Origin of the sequence: Nocardia halotolerans (assembly GCF_042650145.1) — a bacterium.
Classification (GTDB): Bacteria; Actinomycetota; Actinomycetes; order Mycobacteriales; family Mycobacteriaceae; genus Nocardia; species Nocardia halotolerans.
The window spans coordinates 1-21,464 of the sequence record NZ_JBHSDL010000003.1 but is presented as its reverse complement, the minus strand read 5'-3'; the positions used below and the strand labels follow the sequence as shown (position 1 = coordinate 21,464).

Below are 21,464 nucleotides of genomic sequence, written 5' to 3'. Positions count from 1 at the left end.
TCTGGATCCAAATTGCCTGTGTGGCAACGAAGGAAGCTCGATTACTCTCGTGCGAGCAGCGGAGGTCTGCACACGGGAGGAGAGTGCAATGCCAGTCAACCGAGACCACGACGGCCGCGATCTGGAGGTGGGCGACCCCGTCACCCTCTACTACGGGGGGATTGCCAACAAGACATATGTCGGCGAGAACTCACGCGGCAACGTGACAGGGTTCGGGAGCGTCAACGTGCAGGTGAGGCTTACCGACAGTCGAAGCGAGGACCTTATCGGCAAGGTCGTCCCGGTGCCGGGAACGCACCTCAAATACGGCCATGTCGGGTACGTGAGGGCGGCAGATCTGATGCCCGAAGTTCAACGCGACTACGACGCAGCAATCGAGAAGGGCAAGCAGGACCGCGCCGCAGACGTCCTCCTCGCCGTGATCGAGCTTGCTACCAAACGTTCGATCATCACGCGACAGCAGGCTCAGGACCTTTGGATGTTGCAGAACGACATCCCGCAGCCAACTCCCTGACGGTTGCGCGAGCAATGCGATGCCTACTCAGCCCTATGAAGTCAAATTCGTAGGGCTGCCAGCGCACCAACGGTGGTACCTATTCAGTGCCCTTCCTTGGTCGACGAAAGAGCTCAGCCACCGCGCGGATGACTTCCGGGCGAAACTTCGGCGGCACGTCCCTCAACGCGATTGCACTCACAGCCACGACGGCAGCGGAGAGCGATACGGTTCCCGCGACGGACGACACCGCGACAACGATTACAGCGTTCACTGGTTGACAGCTTCCAGGCAGGCCGTCACATCGGCAACGAATCGGACTGGTCCGTCGTAGTACAACCACGCGCTGAAGACAGGCAGAGCAAGGATGAATCCCGAGATTGATTGCACGCACTCAGCGTAGCTCCGTGGGCATCACAAAAGGAGCCCCATCGGGGGCGATCGACGCAATAGTAGCACATTAGAGGGGTTCTGGCATGGATTATCCACCCTCCAGGGCGAAGTGGCCTGCCACTTTTGAGCAGGCCGTTTACCGAATTTCTCCTGCGCATGTGGGTTAGAACCCACAAGCGACCCTCGTTAAACCAACCGACAGGTTCGTGATGCAAATCATACCTATATTGCCGGTCCCTCTGATCGCTCCACTCCGGCAGCCGGGGCGTCCGCCAACCGTCTCCGCTAGATGCGCGGATGTCATCTCATAAACGATCCCTTGTTGAGACTGAGACCGGGTCTCTGATGGCGATCGTCCGTCCAGGGGAACTCGACTGCTCAACTGTCTTGAAAACCCGTCTCATAACCTCTAGTCTCAAAACCGTCAGCAGGACGGGATTTTGAGACAGGATCAAGATGGCACTCATCGGCTACGCCAGGGTCAGCACCGCCGACCAAGACCCCCAGCTTCAACTCGATGCGCTTGGCGCTGCTGGATGCAACCGGGTCTTCACCGACCATGGCGTGTCCGGGGTGAAGTCTCAGCGCCCCGAACTGGATCGGTGCTTGGACCATCTCCGTGACGGTGACGTACTTGTGGTCTGGAAGCTTGATCGTTTGGGACGCAACACGATTCACGTTCTCCAGCTCATCGAGAAACTGACTGAGCGTGGTATCGGATTCCGCAGCGTCACCGAGGGGCTCCACACCGACGGACCCATGGGAAAGGCGATGCTCACCGTGATGGCTGCATTCGCTCAGCTCGAGCGGGACACCATGATCGAGCGAACCAGGGCAGGGCTTGCGGTGGCAGCAGCCAACGGACGCAAGGGTGGTCGCCCCCGGAAGGTGGGCGATGTCGATGCAGCGAAGGCGCGGGACCTCAGAGCCAAGGGGATCACCGCTCCTGACATCGCGAAGATGTTGGGATGCTCCCGAGCGACTGTCTACCGGTATCTGGCGGCAGACGCACAACCAGAAACCTAGCCACAGGGGCATCAAGAAGGGGGCCCCAGCTCGATTCTGGCGAACGAAATTGGCCCTACCCACCTTGGAGGTAGGCCGCGAATTCTGATCGCTTAGAGCAGGGTAGTTCGTGGTTAGCCAGACCGCGTGTCGATCGCGCGACGAATCACGTGACGTGCGGAGTCCCCAGTTACCGAAGACTCAGCCAGTTCGGCGAACAACCGAGAGTAGGTCTCGATCTCCCTCGGCTGAGTAATCGACAACTCAGCGGTAGGGGTCTCGACCAGCACCAACCGGGAATCGAACATCACGAAGTTGGTTGATTGCATCGGCATTGGAGCCGTTGCAGGGATGATTCCGAGGATCACGCGAGGAAGCCCCGAGACCGACAACAAGCGGTCTAGCTGCCCGCGATGGACCCCCGGACCACCAACCGGGTTGTAGATAGCCTGCTCGGTCACCAGAACGTGAAACCTACGGTCTCCCCGGTACAGCCACTGTTGACGCTCGATACGTTTCGACACCCCGGCGTCTACATCGTCGGGGATGCCGTAGAACCGAACTGCACGCCTGAGGATCTGTTCGGCGTACTCAGGAGTCTGGAAGATTCCGGGGATGATCTGAGGCTCGTACACCCGTTGTAGCCGGGTTTCTTCCGCGAGCGTCACAGATCGTTCTTGTCGGCGTCGAGTGCCTGTAGCGAGCAGTCGTCTCCACTCGATGTACGCGGCTTCGATGCCTCGCAGAGTGGCGATCAGGTCCGGCAACTGATCCGCGGTGCCGGTATGCGCGGCGTAGGCGCGGAGGTCCGCCTCGTTGGGCGGCCTGGTGCCGTTCTCGATTTTCGAGACCTTGGACTCATGCCACCCGGAGAGCTGAGCCAACCGGCGGCCGGTCAGCTCAGCATCCCTACGAATCTCACGAAGGCGTCTACCCAGTTCCTCGCGAGCTTGGCGAGGTGAGGTCACGCGATGTGTTCCACGTACTCGCTGAAAGGTGTTGCAAGCTTCCACACTCGGTTTCGCTGTTCCACGCAGTACCCAACCAGGCCAGGGTCTTCGGTGATCACGACACCGCGACCACGAGTAGCCGTGTCGCGGGCGTGGAAAGCCACGCGAGAACCATCGAGTAACCAGAAGTCCTCGGTGAGGGGCGGCTCTCCTGCGTTGTGTCGAGGCAAGTACCTAATGTCTTCGCCAGCCTCGATGCTCTCGAGATTCAGCGTCAGAATCCATCGGTGGTAGTCACTCACTGGCTCGGTGAGCACGCGAACACGACGAATCGCCACTCCGCGTCCGGTGGTATGCCTGACTAGCGAACGCCACGGATCAAACCATGTGTTGTCTGCTGGTTCACCCGCGAGGAACCTCCGCAATGGCTCAGACTCGGATGCCACAGAGTATGCGTCCAGGGTCTCCAGGTGGAACGCCTCGTGCTCGCACTCCGCGAACAGAGACTCCCAGAGGTCTGGTTCATCATTGAGCCGCAGCAGCATTGCCGTAGAACCTCCGCGCGTTCTTGGGAACCTCGATCACCGACTCGTTGTCGGCAAGCTTTGTCACCTGAGCCAGGGTCTCAGGGTCGGTGACAGGCCGACCCATGAGGGTGAATGTTCCCCTTCCGGTGTCAGCGAGTTGAGCACCAACGTAGGTATCGGGCTCAGCGAAGCCCAACAGCAAGTGCGGGATCTCAACCGTGTCGGTCCGGCTGGTTGTCCAGCCTTGTACTGCGTAGGTGTCTTGATCTGTCGCGTACAACGCTGGGCACTCACCCGTGCCCGAACCACCATTGCCCAAGAACCTCAGTTTCAACATGACATGAACCCCCGTCTAATAGCTTGGCATTGTTTGGCATGTGCAATGCCCAGTGTCGCTGGTTTCGAGCATCTATGGTGCAGTTAGCCGCCAATACGGGCAAGTTCTGCCAAGTTGGTATCGGTACTGGTTCGTTGGTTCGTAAGTTCGTCTCAACGCTCCCGGCGGGTGAACTAAGAGTCCCCGCCGGGGGTGGAAGCCAACGAGCGCCACCAGGAGGCCCGCAGTGCTCCCACAACGCATACCGAAGCCGACACGGCTCGACCCCATAGAGGTCGCCCCGCCCGAGGTGATCCAGAGGTTGCTCGAAGCACTCGCCCGGTGGGAACCGAAGCGGCGAGCATCATGAGTAAGGCGGTACAAGCCCAGCTGGACGCACTGAACGAGCGTGCAGCCAATCGTTCGATGGGCATCCGGAGGGCCGAAGAACCGCCGTATGGATGGCAGCTCTCGAACCCGTTCCGAGTCGTCTGTCACGGGACCTTGGAGAACATCGCGGATTGGTTGACCGCAGCAGAGAGCCGAGACAAATGATCATCGCCGGATGGGTTGTTGCGTTTACGGTTCCGATCGTCGTCTTGGTCGCAGCGATTCTGTGGCCCGAATGAGCCACCCCAACGCGCAAGAGCGAATCGACGGGCCCCCGGCCCCCTCCCCGCGTGTGCGTGTGGACCATATGACAGAGAGGTGCCAATCCCCGAGGGGGAGGGGTAACCCCCTGGGGTCCTACATCAGATTCCCAACTGACGCATCAGCTCTTGCTCGTCCTCCCAGCGCCTGCGATCTTCCTCAGCCTCTTCCGCCAGCTCTTGCAGAATCTCGGCCTTCTCCTGGTCCGACAATTCCTGTTCGTATGACGACTCCAACAAGTCCACGATCGACTCTTGGGCCTCGATCGGCTGTTGGGTGGGTTCACGTTGCCGCCGTTGGACCTCAACCCACTTGAGGTCATCGTCTAGGTACTTGTTCTCACGGCGGGCACAGACCTCGACTCCCCCTAGCTCAACGGCGAGCTTGTCGGCAAGCTTCCTAGCGTGGTCAGCCGGTGCGAACTCCCGGCCGGTCTTCACCAACAAGCCGACCTCAACCAGCCGGGCAAGCGGCCGGTTGAGCGAGTCTGGACGAGAGCCGACATAGTCACCTAGCGCCTTGGCTGTTGTCAGCCCAGCGCACACGAGGTCATACAGATGCCCATGACGACCATCCACCCCAAGACCCTTGGCGGTCTTGGGAATACTCCAAACCATGTGAAGGGGCTCCAGGCCCCTCACTAGATCATCAATATCAGGAGTAGTAGTGATAGTTCCCCTTACATATGGGGGGAACGTGTGTGTGTTGTCGTCTGGCGGAGGCACAGGACGACGGGTATGCCATGTGTCTGTCTTGAACGTCTCCAAGCGTCCTTGAGCGGTCAGCCGCTTCAGCGAATCCTCTACGGCTTCCTCGGAAATCCCAGCCATGAGAGCGAGTCTCCGCTTGCCAAGAGTCGTTTCGGTGTTCCCTTGCTCAACGCAGGCCGCGACCAGAGCGAGGAGCACCCGCCTATCAGAGGCACCTGCCTGGCCGACCCACGGGGAGAATCTGGCCCAGGTCTCGATCTTCGCCAAGCGTCTTGCCGCCCACCCTCCGAGTTCCAGACGTCCGAGCGGTCCCCCAGCCGCTCCATTGACTGCGGATCGTATTGCCGATGCAATCCAGCGGTCGTCAGTTCCACCTGACTGTTCGTACGCCGACGTCAGGACTTCCTCTGGGTCCTCATCGAGTACATCGCACAACCGTACGATCGGAAGGGCGCACTGGGTGAAGACCTCATTTCGCTGACCGGACCCGGCCGCGGCGACCCGAGCTACGAGAACATCGAACCGTGCACGCGCGTCGGCAGCATCCTCGTTGACTTGTGCAGGCTCGGAATGCTCTACAACGGTTCGCGCTTCAACGAGCGCCAACAACTCTGGCGTAGCTGGGTGCGGCGAGATATTACGGACGACCTCGTAGTACCGCTGCACCTTGTCCGCGCCACGGGCACGAGAGCCCGGCAGCATCGCGAAGGCTGCGACCTCGATCATCGGTTCGCCTTGGTCGTTGCGGACCAAGGTGCTTTGTCGAATCCTGAACCCATCGGGCAGTGAGTAGATCAGCTGCGCCCCGAGTCCATCGGGGCCGGGTGAGACGGTCTGGATAGTCCTGGTCATGGTGCTGCCGGGGAACTGCTCCGCCATGAGAGCGAGCGACCCACCATGCTTTGCGTCGATGTCGACCACCAGGAGACCGCCCGTACCGTTCCGGACAGCGGCGTTACGAGACAGCCTCTCTCGGTCGGCTACTGAGCGCTCGGGGGTCCAGTCCCCAGCGCCCTTCACTACATGCTTCTTGCCTGGAAGGCAGGGCACGACAACACAGCCACGATCCAGGTAGAAGTCCAGATGAGCGGCAGCACCGCTCGAAACTTGCTTATTCACTTCGGGTATCACTCTCAGTCCTCGTCGTCCCAGTCATAGTCTCCGGCTGTCTCTTCACGCCGAAGCTCGTCCCACTCACGTGCCTCATGTGCTTCGGCTACAGCCCTCGGGGACATCAACAACCACATGCCAGGTTCAGGCTGGAACCACACAGAATCATCTGTACGCGTAGGCATCTGCTTCTCACTCGAGAAGACCACACCCTGGATTCCAAGGCGTTCCATAACCTCAAAGCCCGATGCCACGCTCGTTGCCGTCGGCCCAGGCTTCAATCCGCCCACCATGTCCGACAAGCTCCCAAGTTCAATGAACAGTTTCCCAGGTGCCTGCATGTGTGCGCCCTCTGCTGGGCCTTCGAGGAACTGGACACGTACGCCCATTGTGCGGAGGTAGACATTCTGTTCGGTCGTCGTCTGCCGCGCCCACCAATCCGAGAACAGCTCGCCCGTACCCTTCTGGGTCCACCCGCCGGGCCGGGATCGCATGGCTGCCAACACTTCACGTCGAGTGCTCAGTGCTGCAATGCGTTGATCGAGCCTCACGCGTCCCGGCGTTCCCCTCTTGAACGAACCAGTGCCAAGAGCCTCTGCTAGGTCTGCCAGTTGTTCGTCTACATCGGTCAGCTCCGCAGCATGATCCTCCCCGGGGTCCCACTCGCGTTCCTGGCGCTCAGAGTCTCCGAGCAGCTTCAATACCGCTGCCGTCACTAGGTCCTCGATCGGTTCGCTTGTCACGGTCAGGTTTCCGCAGTGGTCCTTGTACTGAGCTGACGCACACCGGTACCGCGTAGCACGCCCTTTGCCGCCCTTGAGCCGGTAGGCCGGGCGTCCACACGCCCCGCAGTAGATCACTCGGAGAAGCAAGCCGCTGGATCGCTTCGTCGGCTCCTTGCGGTTCTCCCTGCCGGACAACTCGACCTGTAGGCGATCGAACTCCCCACGGGACAGGATCGGCTCTGCGCGAACGACCGGTGTCCCATCGTCGCCCCTCACGATGGTCTCGGGACCGTAGACCTTCTTTCCGTTGGGTTCCTTCTTCACCTGCCCGTTCGGTCCGGTCTCGGGTGTACGAGTAATTGCGTGACCAAGCAAGGTCTGAGACGACAGGGACCGTTTCAGCGGACCTGAGTGCCACTGGAAGTGCTTAACCTCTCTCCCTCTGGACTCGGCGAACCGATCCTTTGGGGTGAGCACTCCCTGTTCCGTCAGGTCGTGAGCGATCTGACGCAGCGGAACACCAGCCATCACGCGGTTAACAACCTCCCGGATCAGCTTCACCTGCACAGGGTCTTGGGCCAGCCTCCACTCGCCCTCCTCGTTCTTGGCTGGGAGGTAGCCCCATGGCGGCACACCACCCCGCCACTTGCCAGCAGAGAAGTTGTGCCGGAACGCGTTCGAGTTGCGTTCACTGATCGCATCCAGTTCGAGCTCAGCCACCGTGGCGATGAGCGAGACGATCGCTCTGCCGAACTTGTCGGACAGGTCGAAGTGCTTCTCTGTGGCAGACACCAAGACAACACCGTGGGTCTCGGCCCACTCGATCACCGACCACAAGTGCGGAACGCTTCGTACCAAGCGGTCCAGGCGGTAGAACACGATCACGTCGAACGGGCACGGGTGCCGGTTGTCCGGTCCTGGTGCTGTTGAGGGTGAGAACTCATGAGCTAGCCACCGCTTGAGCTCTGGCCGCTCAAAGGGCGAGGTTTTCCCTGCCGACACGTCGAGGTCTTCAGCGGCTCCGACAACCTCGTAGCCTCGATCTGCACATAGCTTCATGCACTCAGCCAGCTGACGCTCAGGGCTGGTGCTCTCATCGGTCATCCGAGACAACCGAGTGACTATCAGCGCCCTACTCGGCGCTACCTGCGAACTCATGGATGTAAAGCTATACAGCGGAGTATTCGGCGGTGCTCATCCCGTCGTCGTCGATCAGCAGGCGCGTGCACCGGGTGCGGGCCTCCAGGTATGCGGTGCGAACGAACGTCATCGTGATCCCCTCCTTTTTCCCACCACGCGGCCGATCCGCGCGGTGAAGATCCGCCGGCCCGCTCGAGGCCGGTCACAGCAGGCCGCCGTTGCCGAGCACCCGATCAGCGAGGCCGATCACCACCGGGACGATGCCCAGGCAGACGAAGGCCGGCAAAAAGCACAGGCCCAGTGGGCCACCGATGAGTACCCCCGCGCGTTCGGCACGCGCGACGGCGATGTCCTCCACCGCTTCCCGCCGCTGGGTGGCCAGCTCACCGACCGCGGCGGCCAGCGAAGCACCCGAACGCGCCGAGCGTCGCGCCATCCTCGCCAGCGATTCCACCTCGTCCGCACCTGCGGAACCAGCCGCGTCCGCGGCGGCGCGTTCCCAAGCGGTTGCCGCGTCGGCGCCCAGAGCCAGCAGGTCAGCGGCTCTGAGCAGGGCGGACTGTAGCACCGGTGGTGCGGTAGGAGCGCTGGCTCGGGCAGCCCCGGCCATGGGCAGTCCGGCTCGCAGGCACGCGGCCAGCAGGTCGAAGGCCGCGGCCGATCCGAGCGGATCGACCTTCGCCGTCGCCCGCGCGGGAGCCGCCACCCGCGGTGGTCCGAAGACCCGCATACGCCGACTCACCGCGACTCGGCCGGGCAACAGCACCACTGCCACCGCCACCGCGAGCAGTGCGGCCGGCGATGGCGCACCGACAATGTCGTGCACAGCGTCTCCTCTCGCTCAGTGTTCGAAAGATCCACACCCCTCCACAGGGCTCCAACTACTCACACACACTCACGATCGCGGTGGCGAGATCCGCGCTCGACCCGGCGCGATCGAACTCTGGAGCAGGCCGTAGACCTCTGTGCGACGGCTGCCCGCCGAGGACGGGCAAGCACGATCACGGCCGAGGTCCCGGCTGCCCTGCGCGCCATTTCTGTGGACGCTCAGCACTTCTCGTGTGCAGCGAGTCTTCGCCGGGCACATCGCGGAGAGCTCGGAGTTGGTGAGTTCGCGTGCTTCGGCCGTCAAGCTGCGCCTTGACGGGTGATCACATCTGTCCACAACAATCCACAGCAGGCCAAGCCCGTACCGAGAGGTAGGAGTAGTTCGCCTGCGGGAGCGGCGAACAGGACTGCGAGTGGCTCGGCGCCCATCAGCTGGCCCAGGCCGATACCGACGAGCGGGAGTCCGGCGAGGACGGTGGCTGATGCACGGGCGCCCGCGAGGGCGGCTTCGGTGCGGTCGCGGAATCGGATGCGGCCGAGCAGGTCGATTCTGGCCGCGGTCAGTAGTTCGGCCAGGGCCAGGCCGTGTTCCTCGGCCACGCGCCAGGCGGCGGCGATCCGGGAAAGTTCCTCGGCGACGACCGATTCCGGGTGCACCCAGCCCGCTGCCCCCGAACCACCGAAGCGGCTGCGACCGGAGCTGATCGCCAGCACTCGTGCCGCTTCGCCCCGCGACTCGCTCGCGGCCGCCTCGGCTGCCGCACTCGGATGGGCGCCGACTCGCAGCTCGCCCACCACGGCTTCGAGACCGGCCAGCAGGTGGGCGCATTCCTCGCGCCGTTCGCGTTCCCCGCTGCCACGCCGATTTCGCACCGCCACCGTGACTCCGAGTATGAGGGCGGCACAACCGGTGCCCACTCCGGCGCCGAATGCCGCGCACCCCAACAGAATCGCCGCACACCACAACACAGGCAGCCGCCTCGGCGCACTTCGCGCTACCGCACCGAACATTCGCGCGAACCGCCGCTGCCCGCCCGCTGCGGGCAGGACCAGCACGGCGAAAGCGCAACAGAGCAAACCACTCCCCACGAGCATCCTCCTCGGCTTCGCGACACGTTCCCTGACTTCGCCCGCTGACCCTGAGCAGCCGTAATGCGTTGTTGTCACGACACACCGGACCTGCTGACACGCTGCGATACGGTCGCCGGCACTCGGCATCACCAGCAGTCACCGCCCGCGTGATCACCAACACCCAGGACCGCGCATCATTTCCATCAGTGGTCATCCGAGGCGCACCGCGAGGAGGCGCTCCAGTTCGGCTGCGCCGGGGGCGGGTGTGTTGTCGGAGTGCCAGGCGGGGGTGATGTGGATGCCATTGGTGTCGCGTTCGAGGACGCCGATTTCCCGGAGACCTCTGGTGCCGTCGGCGCGGCGATGGACGTGCAGGATCACCTGCACGGCGGCGGCCAGTTGGCTGTGCAGGGCGGCCCGGTCCATGCCGCCCAGCGCAGCGAGGGCTTCCAGTCGGGCGGGGACTTCCTGTGGTGAGTTGGCGTGCACCGTGCCCGCACCGCCGTCGTGGCCGGTGTTCAGTGCGGTGAGCAGGTCTACCACCTCGGCGCCGCGGACTTCTCCGACGACGATGCGGTCGGGGCGCATGCGCAGGGCCTGCCGGACGAGGTCGCGCACCGTGACCGCGCCGACGCCTTCGACATTGGCGGTGCGAGCCACCAACCGCACCACGTGCGGGTGGACGGGAGCTAGCTCGGCGGCGTCCTCGACACAGATGATGCGTTCAGCCGGGTCGACCGCGGCGAGCAGGGCCGAGAGCAGGGTGGTCTTGCCCGCACCGGTACCGCCGACGACGAGGAAGGCGAGGCGGGCTCGGACGATGTCGGCCAGTAGGCGGCGCGCCCGCGGCGGGATCGAGCCCGCGGTCGCCAGGGCGTCCAGACCCTGAGTCGCCGGGCGGAGTACGCGCAGCGAGAGGCAGGTGCCCTCGTGCGCGACCGGGGCGAGAACTGCGTGCAGGCGGACGCCGAACGCGTCGCCGAGGGTTGCTTCGGTTCCGGTGAGCTTGCCGTCGACCCAGGGTTGCGCGTCGTCGAGTCTGCGGCCCGCGGCGAGAGCGAGCCGTTGGGCGAGGCGGCGGACGGCCGCCTCGTCGGCGAACCGGACATCGGTGCGTTCCAGACCGGCGCCACGGTCTATCCACACCGAGTCCGGTGCGGTGACCAGCACGTCGGCGACACGCGGGTCGTGCAACAGCGGTTCGAGTAGCCCGGCACCGGTCATCTCGGTTTGCAGCAGGCGCAGGGCCCGCAGCAGGTCGTTGTCGGCGAGCACACCACCGGCTTCGGCGCGGATCGCCGCGGCGAGCTGAGCCGCGTCCGGTGCGCCCGGGTGCTCGGCGAGCCGTTCGCGCACCTTCTCCAGCAGGTCGACGGTGACGAAGGTGGTCATGTTGCCTCCGTCCCGGCATCGGCGCGTGTCGCCGGGCAGCGATCGGTGGCGATCACGGCTTCCCCGCCCCGACCATCGCGAGTACCGCATCGGCCGCATCCCGCAGTGGGCCCCGCCTGCGCATGCTCAGCCCGCCTCGCTCGAGTCGTGCCGCCAAGCCGGCCTGTCCGCGCACCGCGGCCACGAGCGGCAGTCCGAGTACTTCAGCCACCTCCGCCCCACGCAGCCCACCAGGCGCGGGGCCACGGACGACCAAGCCACGGTTCGGGTTTCGATGGCCCAGGTACGCGGAGACGACTTCCGCCGCGGCGATGGAACGCAGCCGGGCCGGGACGACGAGGACGACGAGATCGGCGGCGTCGAGTATCGCGTCGGCGGCCGGTCCGCGTTCGTTCGACACATCACAGACCACGAGATCACCTGCGGCCCTGCCGGATTCGATGACGGCGCGGACCGCTGCCGGAGCCAGCTCGGTGGCGGGATGGGCGGGGGCGGTGCGGTCCGATGCCGGCGCGGGTGCGGTCGGTGACCGGCCGGAGCCGTGGTCGGGACGAGTTCGGGCTCGTCCGCAGGAGAGCACCGCGAGCCCGGGTGACGCGGCGGGCAGGGCACTGTGCAGCGCCGCGGCGGACACGCGCCCGTCCTCGATGACCAGGTCGGGCCATCGCAGGCCGACGACGTTCTCGATACCCAGCACCAGGTCGAGGCCGCCGTCCAGCGGTGCGCCGTCGATCAGCACGGTGTCGCGGCGTATCCGGCGAGCGGCCGCGCGCAGTGCGGTGGCGGCGGCGAGGGTGGACGCTCCCGCCCCGCCACCGGCACCGACCACCGCGATGACGATCCCTTCTCCGGTTCGGGATTCGGCGTGCTCGGCGAACTTTTCCACCAGCGTGACGGCGCCGGTCGGCAGGGCGACCACGTGTTCGGCACCGACGGCGGTGGCGGCTTGCCAGTCGGGCACCGTGGGCTCACCCTCGGTGACCAGCACGATCCCGTCCCGCCGTGGGCAGCCGGCGACCCCGGCCGCGGTGGCGGCGGCGGTATCGAGGATGACCATCCCGGCCCCGGACCACGCATGCCTGCCGACCGGCATCACCCGTTCGTCGGTGACGCGTTCGGCGGCGGCGGCGACCCGGCGCACTTCCGCGCGCAACCGCTCGTCGCGGACGAGCACCAGGGCGGGCGCGGTGGCCGCCCGCGGGGGTCCGGTGGGGTTGCGCGTGGGAGCGATGTTCATGGCTTCAGCGTCACCGAGCGCGGGAATCGCGAACAGCCCGTGCGCGCCGATTGTGGATAACTCGGGGCTGTGGAGAACTTTTCGGACTGAACCGTCCCGGAAATAGAGGACGGCCCCAGCCGGGGGGGAGGAGGCTGGGGCCGTCGGGTTCAGCCCCGGGGGGTCGGGCTGAACGCGCCTGGACCATGTCCAGGTGCCAGCAATACTACACCCATCCCCCGCGACGGGCGCAAGTAGCATTCGGCGGGATTCGTGGTCTCCGGCGTCCCCGGGGCAAACCTGGAATCCCCGCTCGAGCGGGGAGATAGGCGGTGTGCGGGCGGGGTGCATATCCTGTTGTCGTGACGGCCGAACGTGACCAGACTCCGCTTCCGGACACAAGACTCGACCACGCGGGCCGAGCGGGGGTGCCGGGCGGCCGCGTCGCCGCGTTCTTCGATCTCGACAAAACGGTGATCGCGAAATCGAGCGCGTTCGTGTTCAGCAAACCCTTCTACGCCCAGGGGCTGCTCAACCGCAGAGCTGTACTCGAGAGCAGCTACGCGCACTTTTTGTTCTTGCTTTCCGGGGCCGATCACGACCAGATGGAAAGAATGCGGGCAAACCTCGCCAACATGTGCGCCGGCTGGGATGTGGAGCAGGTGAAAGCCATTGTGGCCGAGACTCTGCACGACCTCGTCGACCCGCTGATCTATGCCGAGGCCGCCGATCTGATCGCCGACCACAAGATCCGCGGCCACGATGTGGTGATCGTATCGGCCTCCGGTGAGGAGATCGTCGGACCGATCGCCGCGGCGCTCGGCGCTTCGCACACCGAGGCGACCCGGATGGTCGTCGAGGACGGCAAGTACACCGGCGACATCGAGTTCTACTGCTATGGCGAGGGCAAGGTCGCCGCGATCGAAAAGCTGGCCGCCGCAGAGGGTTACGACCTGTCGAAGTGCTACGCCTACTCCGATTCGGTGACCGACGTGCCGATGCTGAGCGCGGTCGGCCACCCCACCGCGGTGAACCCCGACCGCGGACTGCGCAGGGAGGCCGGTACGCGGGGCTGGCCCGTGCTCATCTTCTCCAATCCGGTGTCGCTGTGGTCGCGCTTCCAGGCCCCCTCGGGCACCACCGTGGCGGCCACGGCGGCGGTGGGACTCAGTGCGATCATCGCGGGCGCGATCAGCTATCGGTTGCTGCGCAGACGTCGCTGAGCTGCGCGCGCATGGCGGCCCGCGAGCACGAAACGCCGTCCGACACGCCGAAATCTGCCTTATTCGGTAATGCCTGAGAAACGCTTGATGTGGGCACGGTCACAGTGTAAGAATGGAGTCACGGGAAGAACGGAAGGCCAAGACGGAGCCGGAAGAGAAGGTTTCGCCTCCCATCCCACCCTTCCCAGCACGGACGCCAGGCACCCACGCGGAGCGCGCCGCGAAAGGCAGCAGAGTTGTGGGCCTGCGAAATCCGGGCAGTCGTCGGCGAAGGCCTCGCACAGGTTGCGGGGATGAACCGGCGGGGTTCGGATGATCGCCGAGGCCACCGAACACAACCCATCTCAGCACGCTTGGTAACCGGGTGTTCCGTGCTAGCGGGCGGCGAAGTCGAGCAATCGGCAACGCCGCCCGTTTCGATGTGCGCCTATGACGCAGCGTCGGCGATGGAGTTGGCCTCACGGGCCCCGTCCTCCAGCGCGCCCGCGCAGAACAGCACCCAGCCACCCACGCCCTCGGCGGTGCCGGTCCCGAACCCGGCGGCCGCATCGAGGTAGGCCTGCCCGCGGCGCAGCCAGAACACTTCGGGAACACCCAGGCTGTGCGGGTCCAGGCCGCTGGCCACCGCGACCAGGCGCGAAGCCGCACGCGCGACAATGCCGTCGGCGGTGCCGAAGGGTCGCAACGACAGCAGTTCGCCGTGCACCACCGCCGCGATCACCGGTGCGGGAGCCTTGCTGGTGTGGATCGCCTGCGCGAGCAGATCCAGGCGTTCGGCGACGCCGGGAACCGCGCGTGGCCTGCCGAGCTCCTGCTCGTCGGTGACCAGGTCGGCCGCGGCGAGCAGGTGCAAGCGAGCCAGTGCCTGCAGCGGGGCGCGGCCCCAGGTGCCGACCATGTTGTTCAGGGCGTCGCCGTCGAGCGCCTGGCCCACCCGCAATGAGCCGGCCAGCACCGGGTCGCTGACCTGACCGTCGGCCGGCAGGTCGGTGCTCGCGCCTTCGATCGCGGCCGAGGAACGTGCGGCGCGCACGGCCGCTTCGGCGGCGGTGGTCGCCCAGCCGCGCCGGTTGGACTTGTGCCGATGCACCGCCGCGAGCGCGTCGCGCGCCTTGTCGGCGGCCTCGCGCACGCCGGGCAGGTCGACCAGGGGCTGCAGCGGATCACTCACGACATACGAGGCTACCGTTCGTACACCGTGTCACCGACGGCCACGTGCAATCCCCGCACTCGCGGCCACACGCGGTCGGGCCAGAGCGTCTCGGCCAGCCGCTTGGCCGCCGGTGTACGGGCCCGGCGACGCCGTGCTTCCAGCTCGGCCTGCCGCTCGGCATCGATTCGATCCATCGGCGTCTCCTACCCCTGCGATCTGCGCCGCACCACCTCGGACGAACCCACCGTACGCCGGTGAGCTGCGCTTTCGCGGACTATTCGGCGCGGTGCACGCCTACTTCACCCGGTGCGTAGTTCTCGCCCCGGAATCGCGTCGAGCAACGCCCGCGTGTACTGCTCGCGCGGTGCGTCGAACACCTCGTCCGTGGTGGCCGACTCGACCACCTCGCCCGCGCGCATGACCAGCACATTGTCCGCGATCTGGCGGACGACGGCCAGGTCGTGGGTGATGAACAGGTAGGTGAGCCCGAGCTCGGCTTGCAGGTCGTTGAGCAGGGTGAGGATCTGGGCCTGCACCAGCACGTCCAGCGCCGAGACGGCTTCGTCGCAGACCACCAGTTCCGGCGACAACGCCAGCGCACGCGCGATCGCCACCCGCTGACGCTGCCCGCCCGACAGCTCGTTGGGATAGCGCCGCAACACCGAGGCGGGCAGCGACACCTTGTCGAGCAGGTCGCGCACCACCGCTTCGCGTTCGGCCGCGGTGCCGATCTTGTGCACCCGCAGCGGTTCCTCGACGGTTCGGAAGATCGAGTACATCGGGTCGAGGGAGCCGTAGGGGTTCTGGAAGATCGGCTGCACCCGGCGGCGGAACGCGAACGCGCCCTTGCGATCCATGCGCGCGACCTCGTGGCCGTCGAAGCGCACCGTGCCCGCGGTGGGTGCGAGCAGACCGAGCACCAGTTGCGCGACGGTCGACTTGCCGGAGCCCGACTCGCCGACGATCGCGGTGGTGGTGCCGCTTTCGACGGTGAAACTCACATCGTCGACAGCGACGAATTCGGCGGACTGCCAGGGCCGCTTGCCCCGGATCTTGAAGGCTTTGCTCAGATTTCGCACCTCGAGCAGCGCGTCGGGCGAATCGGTGGCGGCCGGCGCACCGGCCCGGGGCCGCACGGCCACCCGCTGACGCGATGACGACATCCGCCGCGCCGCCAGCGAAGGCGCGGATCGCACCAGCTTCTGGGTGTACGCGTGCTGTGGATCGCGCAGGATCTGCTGCGCCGGCCCGGATTCCACCACCCGCCCGCGATACATCACCACCAGGTGTTCGGCGCGTTCGGCGGCGAGGCCGAGGTCGTGGGTGATCAGCAGCACCGCGGTGCCCAGTTCGCTGGTGAGCTGTTGCAGATGGTCGAGGATCTGACGTTGCACAGTGACATCGAGTGCCGAAGTGGGTTCGTCGGCGATCAGCAGTTTCGGCCGGCACGACAGGCCGATCGCGATGAGCGCGCGCTGGCGCATCCCGCCGGAGAACTCGTGCGGGTACTGGTTCACACGGTGCTCGGCATCGGGCATGCCCGCCTCGGCCAGCAGCTCCACCGATCGTTTGCGGGCCGCCTCGCCGGTGGCGACCCCGTTGGCCACCAGTGTTTCCCGGATCTGGAACCCGATCTTCCACACCGGGTTCAGGTTCGACATCGGGTCCTGTGGCACCAGGCCGATGCCGTTGCCGCGTACGGCGACGATCTCCTTCTCCGACGCCTTCGTCAGGTCGGTGCCGTCGAAGACGATGGAACCGCCGCTCACCTTGCCGGTGCCGGGCAGCAGGTCGATGATGGCGTGCGCGGTCGTCGATTTGCCGGAACCGGATTCGCCGACGATGGCCACGGTCTGCCCGGGGTAGACGGTGAGATTCACCCCGCGTACGGCGGGCACCGGCTTGCCGTCGGCGATGAAGCCGACGTCGAGGTCGCGGATCTCGAGCAGGGGTTTCATCGGGTGCGCTCCTTCGGGTCCAGCGCGTCGCGCACCGCGTCACCGAGCATGATGAAGCTCAGCACCGTGATGGCCAGCGCGGTCGCCGGGTAGAACAGGATCGGCGAGGTGCGGATCTCGGTTTTGGCCCGGGCGATGTCGGCACCCCAGGCCGTGATGTCGGGTGGCAGGCCGACGCCCAGGTACGACAGCGTGGCCTCGGTGACGATGAAAACGCCGAGCCAGATGGTCGCCACCACGATCAACGGGCTCGCCGAGTTCGGCAGCACGTGCCGCACCAGCGTGCCGAACCGCGAGACCCCCAGAGCCTCGGCCGCGGTGACGTATTCGCTGTTCTTGGCTTCGATCACCGCACCGCGGGCGATACGTGCGGCCTGCGGCCAGGTGAAGGCCACCAGGATTCCGACCACCGTCCACACACCGGCGGGCCGCAGCAGTTGCAGCAGCACGATCGCGGCCAGCACCATCGGGATGGCGAAGAAGATCTCGGCGATGCGCGAGACGATGGTGTCGAGCAGGCCGCCGTAGAAGCCGGCGAGTGCGCCGAGCGTCCCGCCGACCAGTAAGAACAGTGCCGCCGAACCGATGCCGACGGTGACCGAAGCGCGGGCGCCGTGGATCGTGCGGGCGTAGATGTCGCAGCCCTGCTTGTCGAAGCCGAACGGGTGACCGGGTCGCGGGCCGTCCATGCCGAACTCGCCGAGACAGTGGCGCGGGTCCTGGTCGGTGAACAGCGACGGCCACACCACCACCAGCATGATCAGCGCGATCAGCACCACCGAGACCAGGAACATGGGATTGCGGCGCAGCCTGCGCCAGGCGTCGCCCCAGATGCTGGTGGGAGTGCCCGCGTCGAGCACGCGGTCGGTGTCGAGCACCTCCACCTCGTCGGCGGGGGCCACGTAGTGCTGTTGGTTGTCAGGCATAGCGGATCCTCGGGTCCAGCGCGGCATAGAGCAGGTCGATGATCAGGTTCATCAGCAGGAAGATCACTACGAGCACCGTCACGAACGACACCACCGTCGGCGCCTCGCCACGGATGATCGCCTGGTAGAGCGTGCCGCCGACACCGGGGATGTTGAAAATGCCCTCGGTGACGATGGCACCGGCCATGAGCGCACCGAAGTCGGCGCCGAGAAAAGTGACCACCGGGATCATGGAATTCCGCAGGATGTGCACGGTCACCACCCGGCGACGGCTCAGCCCCTTGGCGGTGGCGGTGCGGACGAAGTCGGCGGATCTGTTCTCGGCCACCGAGTTCCGGGTCAACCGCAGCACATACGCGAACGACAGGGAACCGAGGACGAAGGCGGGTACGAGCAGTTCACCGAAGCCGGCTCGGCTGCTGACGGTCACCGGCGCGATCCCCCACTTCACGCCAAGCAGAAACTGCGCGAGATAACCGACGACGAACACCGGCACGGCGATGATCACCAGACTCGCGATCAACATCGTCGAATCGAATATCTTGCCTTTACGCAATCCGGCGAGCAGCCCGAACAGGATTCCGAAGAATCCTTCGATCAGTACCGCGAGAAAGGCCAATTTGATGGTTATCGGGAATGCGCGCTCCAGTTCGGCGCGTACCGGCCGACCGGAGAAGGAAGTGCCGAAATCGAGGGTGACTATCCCCTTTAGATAGTGCAGGTATTGCATGATGAACGGCTGATCCAGGTGGTATCGGGCCCGCAGTGCCGCCTCGGCGGCGGGCGTCAGCGCCTTCTCCCCGGCCAGCGCCTTGATGGGATCGCCCGGAATCAGGAAGACCATCCCGTAGATGAGCAGCGTCGCGCCCAGAAAAACGGGGATCATCTGGAGCAGGCGCCGAAGTATGTACCAAGCCATTGTTCCTCCGAAAACGACCGGGGCCGAGCCACCCGCCGTGGCCCGGCCCAGCTCCGAGTGCCCTATTTCTCGATGTTCTCGAAGTCGAACAGGCCGTTCCAGGCCAGTTCGGCCTTGGTGACCCGATCGGAGCGCCCGGCCGCGGCGACATAGTCGAACACGGGGATATCGGCCATTTCCCTGATCATGATCGTTTGCGCCTGCGCGATCAGTTCATAGGACCGCTCCTGGGTAGGCGCGGCCATTGCGGCATCGAAGAGCCGGTCGACCTCCGGATTGTTGTAATCGACATTGTTGGTCTCGGAATAGCTGTAGTACTGCGACCCCAGGAACTGCATCATGGTGGGATAGTCGCCCTGCCAGCCGTACCGGAACGCGGTGCCGATGGTCTTGGCGTTCACCGCGTCACGCACATTCTTGAACGTCGGCACCGGCTTGGCTGCCGCGTCGATGCCGAGGGTGTTCTTCACACTGTTGGCCACGGCCTCGATCCACGCCTGGTGACCGCCGTCGGAGTTGTAGGTGATCTCGTAGCTACCCGACCACGGCGCGATGGCATCGGCCTGGGCCCACACCCGCTTCGCCTCGGCCGGGTCGAACTCGAACACTTCCGCACCCGGCAGATCGGCTCGGAAGCCGGGCAGGGTGGAGGCGGTGAAGTCGCGTGACGGGTTGCGCAGACCGTTGAAGATCTTGTCGCTGATCTGCTGCCGGTCGATCGCCATCGAAATGGCGCGGCGGCGCAGCACGCCTTCCTCGCCGGCGAAATGCGGTACCGAGCTCTGGATGCCGATGTGCTGGTTCTGCGCGGTCGGCTTGGTGATCGCGCGGTCGCCGAGGTCGTCGCGGAAGGTGGTGAGGGCGCTGTCGGGAATGGTGTCGAGCGCGTCGAGATTACCGGCCTGCAGGTCGGCGTAGGCGGTCTCGTAGGACTGGTACATCACGAACCGCAGACCCTTGTTCTTGGCCGGGCGGCCACCGGGGTAATCCGGGTTGGGCTTCAGATCGATCTTGACGTTGTGTTCCCACGAGTCGAACGCGTACGGCCCGTTGCCGATCGGGTTGGTGCCGAAGGCCTTCATATCCTGGAAGGCCGACTCGGGCAGCGGATAGAACGGGGCATAACCGAGGGCGCTCTCGAAATCGATCGAGGGCGACTTCAGTTCCACGGTGAAGGTACGATCGTCGATGACTTTCAGGCCCGACATCGTCTGCACCGACGGCTGTTCGGCGTTCACCTCGTCGAATCCGACAATGGGAGTGAAGGCGTAGCTCTGCAACTGCGCGTTGGTGCCGAGCGCACCGTAATTCCAGGCGTCGACAAATGATTTGGCGGTCACCGTGGTGCCGTCGGTGAATTTCCAGTCGGGTTTGATGGTGATCCGGTAGGAGCGGCGATCGGTGGTCTCGATCTTCTCCGCCATTTCGTCATGAGCCTGACCGGTGGCGTCGTAATACTTCAGCCCGGCGAACAAACGGTCCACAACCCGGCCGCCCATATTCTCGTTGGTGTTGGTGGGCACCAATGGATTCTGTGGTTCGGCGCCGTTGACGGTGACGATGTCGGCATCGACGCTGCTGTCGGCGGAGCACGCGGTCAGACTGAGGCCGGTGGCCATCAGACCCGCCGCGATCAGCGCGGTCGCTCTGAGGAATCTCAACGATCTCTCCCGGTTCGATTCGTTGACGGCCATCTCCCGGGAAATGCGGGAAACAAATGAACAATTCTCGGGTCCGCCAGCTGAACGGTTGATCTAAAAACGATAGCCCGCGACCACCCGCGGTGTCCGCGAAACCGCACCGCCACAATGGCCCCGGCGAGCGGCCCGGGTTGACTACTGTCGAGGCGGCAGGGCTGGCGCCCTGGCGACCGACCCGACCGCACCCAGGCATGTGAGGCTGATACGACATGACCGAAACCCCGGCAGCACCGCAGGATTCGTATCCACCGAGCGCGGAGTTCGCCGCCGCCGCGAACGCCGGCGCCGAACTGTACGAGCGGGCCGAGACCGACCGCGACGGTTTCTGGACCGAACAGGCCAACCGGCTGCACTGGCACAAACCCTTCAGCCAGGTACTCGACTGGTCCGATGCCCCGGTGGCACGGTGGTTCGCCGACGGCGAGCTCAACGTCGCCTACAACTGCGTGGACCGCCACGTCATCGACGGCCACGGCGACCAGGTAGCCATCCACTGGGAAGGCGAACCGGGCGACGCACGCGCCATCACCTACCGCGAACTACTCGAGGAAGTCTCGCGGGCGGCGAACTACCTCACCGAGCTGGGGCTCGTCGCCGGTGACCGGGTCGCGATCTACATGCCGATGGTCCCCGAGGCCATCGTGGCGATGCTGGCGTGCGCGCGCCTCGGCCTCACCCACTCGGTGGTGTTCGCCGGATTCTCACCGAGCGCGTTGCGTCAGCGCGTCGACGACGCCGAAGCCCGGTTGGTCATCACCACCGACGGGCAGTGGCGGCGTGGCAAGCCCGCCCCACTGAAGGAGGCCGTCGACGAGGCGCTGGCCGCCAAGGGCGATGTGCCGTCGTCGGTGGAACACGTGCTCGTGGTGCGCCGGGTCGGCACCGAGATCCCGTGGACCGACGGCCGCGATCTGTGGTGGCACGAAACCGTTTCCACCGCTTCGCCTTCGCACGAAGCGCAACCCTTCCCCGCCGAACACCCCCTGTTCATCCTCTACACCTCCGGCACCACCGGAAAACCCAAAGGCATCCTCCACACCAGCGGCGGCTACCTCACC

At 65.3% G+C, this 21,464-nt stretch carries 19 protein-coding genes; 4 read left to right on the top strand and 15 right to left on the bottom strand.

The annotated features are described in order from the left end of the window. The first annotated feature begins 88 nt into the window (after positions 1–88). Positions 89–514 carry a hypothetical protein gene (locus ACFO5K_RS02695; protein ID WP_378555522.1) on the top strand — a complete coding sequence of 142 codons (426 nt, stop codon included), beginning with the start codon at positions 89–91 and terminating at the stop codon, positions 512–514. 828 nt (positions 515–1,342) lie between these two features. After that, complete coding sequence (locus ACFO5K_RS02690) at positions 1,343–1,912, top strand: recombinase family protein (RefSeq protein WP_378555521.1); 570 nt, start codon at positions 1,343–1,345, stop codon at positions 1,910–1,912. 113 nt (positions 1,913–2,025) lie between these two features. Here the strand turns inward: ACFO5K_RS02690 and ACFO5K_RS02685 are convergent, their stop codons facing one another. The 9 genes from ACFO5K_RS02685 to ssd form a co-directional block, all read right to left on the bottom strand. Continuing rightward, positions 2,026–2,859, bottom strand: coding sequence for a helix-turn-helix domain-containing protein (locus ACFO5K_RS02685; RefSeq protein ID WP_378555520.1), 834 nt, complete (start codon positions 2,857–2,859; stop codon positions 2,026–2,028). Then, positions 2,856–3,386 carry a DUF6879 family protein gene (locus ACFO5K_RS02680; RefSeq protein ID WP_378555519.1) on the bottom strand — a complete coding sequence of 177 codons (531 nt, stop codon included), beginning with the start codon at positions 3,384–3,386 and terminating at the stop codon, positions 2,856–2,858. The genes ACFO5K_RS02685 and ACFO5K_RS02680 overlap by 4 nt, the downstream gene beginning before the upstream one ends. After that, a complete protein-coding gene (locus tag ACFO5K_RS02675; RefSeq protein ID WP_378555518.1) occupies positions 3,367–3,705 on the bottom strand; it encodes a hypothetical protein in 339 nt (112 codons plus the stop codon). Before ACFO5K_RS02675 ends, ACFO5K_RS02680 begins: the two co-directional genes overlap by 20 nt. Before the next feature lie 731 nt (positions 3,706–4,436). After that, a complete protein-coding gene (locus ACFO5K_RS02670) occupies positions 4,437–6,164 on the bottom strand; it encodes a bifunctional DNA primase/polymerase (RefSeq protein WP_378555517.1) in 1,728 nt (575 codons plus the stop codon). A gap of 14 nt (positions 6,165–6,178) precedes the next feature. Next, complete coding sequence (locus ACFO5K_RS02665; protein WP_378555516.1) at positions 6,179–8,038, bottom strand: recombinase family protein; 1,860 nt, start codon at positions 8,036–8,038, stop codon at positions 6,179–6,181. A gap of 184 nt (positions 8,039–8,222) precedes the next feature. Next, complete coding sequence (locus tag ACFO5K_RS02660) at positions 8,223–8,846, bottom strand: type II secretion system F family protein (protein ID WP_378555515.1); 624 nt, start codon at positions 8,844–8,846, stop codon at positions 8,223–8,225. Positions 8,847–9,148: 302 nt separating this feature from the next. Then, positions 9,149–9,727, bottom strand: coding sequence for a type II secretion system F family protein (locus tag ACFO5K_RS02655; protein ID WP_378555514.1), 579 nt, complete (start codon positions 9,725–9,727; stop codon positions 9,149–9,151). 402 nt (positions 9,728–10,129) lie between these two features. After that, on the bottom strand, positions 10,130–11,311 hold the full coding sequence (locus tag ACFO5K_RS02650; protein ID WP_378555513.1) for a TadA family conjugal transfer-associated ATPase: 1,182 nt from the start codon (positions 11,309–11,311) through the stop codon (positions 10,130–10,132). 52 nt (positions 11,312–11,363) lie between these two features. Continuing rightward, the gene (gene ssd / locus ACFO5K_RS02645) at positions 11,364–12,548 is read right to left on the bottom strand and encodes a septum site-determining protein Ssd (RefSeq protein ID WP_378555512.1); all 1,185 of its coding nucleotides are present in this window, start codon (positions 12,546–12,548) and stop codon (positions 11,364–11,366) included. Between the two features lie 407 nt (positions 12,549–12,955). Here ssd and ACFO5K_RS02640 point away from each other — a divergent pair, with 407 nt between their 5' ends. Then, the gene (locus ACFO5K_RS02640; protein WP_378555561.1) at positions 12,956–13,750 is read left to right on the top strand and encodes an HAD-IB family hydrolase; all 795 of its coding nucleotides are present in this window, start codon (positions 12,956–12,958) and stop codon (positions 13,748–13,750) included. 427 nt (positions 13,751–14,177) lie between these two features. On the opposite strand, the gene ACFO5K_RS02635 is transcribed toward ACFO5K_RS02640, so the two are convergent. The 6 genes from ACFO5K_RS02635 to ACFO5K_RS02610 form a co-directional block, all read right to left on the bottom strand. Next, positions 14,178–14,921, bottom strand: coding sequence for an oxidoreductase (locus tag ACFO5K_RS02635; protein WP_378555511.1), 744 nt, complete (start codon positions 14,919–14,921; stop codon positions 14,178–14,180). 11 nt (positions 14,922–14,932) lie between these two features. Beyond that, complete coding sequence (locus ACFO5K_RS02630) at positions 14,933–15,097, bottom strand: hypothetical protein (RefSeq protein WP_378555510.1); 165 nt, start codon at positions 15,095–15,097, stop codon at positions 14,933–14,935. Between the two features lie 105 nt (positions 15,098–15,202). Further along, a complete protein-coding gene (locus ACFO5K_RS02625) occupies positions 15,203–16,861 on the bottom strand; it encodes an ABC transporter ATP-binding protein (protein WP_378555509.1) in 1,659 nt (552 codons plus the stop codon). Further along, positions 16,858–17,787: an ABC transporter permease gene (locus ACFO5K_RS02620; RefSeq protein WP_378555508.1), complete on the bottom strand. Its 930-nt coding sequence runs from the start codon at positions 17,785–17,787 to the stop codon at positions 16,858–16,860. The genes ACFO5K_RS02625 and ACFO5K_RS02620 overlap by 4 nt, the downstream gene beginning before the upstream one ends. After that, positions 17,780–18,706, bottom strand: a complete 927-nt coding sequence (locus tag ACFO5K_RS02615; protein WP_378555507.1) for an ABC transporter permease — start codon at positions 18,704–18,706, stop codon at positions 17,780–17,782. Before ACFO5K_RS02615 ends, ACFO5K_RS02620 begins: the two co-directional genes overlap by 8 nt. 62 nt (positions 18,707–18,768) lie before the next feature. Further along, a complete protein-coding gene (locus ACFO5K_RS02610; RefSeq protein WP_378555560.1) occupies positions 18,769–20,325 on the bottom strand; it encodes a peptide ABC transporter substrate-binding protein in 1,557 nt (518 codons plus the stop codon). A gap of 290 nt (positions 20,326–20,615) precedes the next feature. Between ACFO5K_RS02610 and ACFO5K_RS02605 the strand changes: the two genes are divergently transcribed. After that, on the top strand, positions 20,616–21,464 hold an 849-nt coding region (locus ACFO5K_RS02605; protein WP_378555506.1), incomplete at its 3' end, for an AMP-binding protein.